Genomic DNA, 668 nt, shown 5'->3' with positions numbered 1-668 from the left:
CGGCCTGGGCCTCGTCGGCGCCTGCGACCTGTCCGCCGCCTCCCGCCGGGCGTCGTTCGCCTTCACCGAGGTCCGCATCGGCGTCGCGCCCGCCGTCATCTCCCTGCCGCTGCTGCCCCGCCTCGACCCGCGCGCCGCCACCCGCTACTACCTCACCGGGGAGCGGTTCGACGCCGCCGAAGCCGCCCGCATCGGCCTGATCACCGCGGCCGGCGAGAGCACCGCCAACACGCTGCACCCGATGCTCGACGCGCTGCGCCGCTGCTCCCCGCAGGGCCTGGCGGAGGCCAAGAAGCTCGTCACGGCCGAGATGCGGCGCGCCTTCGACCGGGACGGCGACACCCTCGCCGCCCTCTCCACGCGGCTGTTCGGCTCGGACGAGGCCCGCGAGGGGATGGCCGCCTTCCTCGAACGCCGGGACCCCGCATGGGCGCTGTGACCGCCCCCAAGCAGGACCGCAGCCGCGCCACCCGGCAGCGGCTCCTGGAGTCAGCGGTGAGCTGCCTCGCCGAGCACGGCTGGTCCGGCAGCACCGTCACGGTGGTCGCCGAGTACGCCGGGGTGTCGCGCGGCGCGGCCCAGCACCACTTCCCGACCCGCGAGGACCTCTTCACCGCGGCCGTCGAGTACGTCGCGGAACGCCGCTCGGCCGCGCTGGCCGCGCTGCC

At 76.3% G+C, this 668-nt stretch carries 2 protein-coding genes; both read left to right on the top strand.

Annotated features, from left to right (window positions below; all coding sequences use genetic code 11):
• A partial coding sequence (locus tag ACYVE9_RS29740) for an enoyl-CoA hydratase-related protein (RefSeq protein ID WP_461030968.1) occupies positions 1–439 on the top strand: 439 nt, incomplete at its 5' end.
• Positions 427–668, top strand: a 242-nt coding sequence (locus tag ACYVE9_RS29735) for a TetR/AcrR family transcriptional regulator (RefSeq protein ID WP_461030967.1), incomplete at its 3' end; no start/stop codon positions are given. The genes ACYVE9_RS29740 and ACYVE9_RS29735, both read left to right, overlap by 13 nt.

Source organism: Streptomyces sparsus (assembly GCF_054776295.1).
The sequence above is the reverse complement of the archived record's forward strand: the minus strand, read 5'-3'. Positions and strand labels throughout refer to the sequence as shown.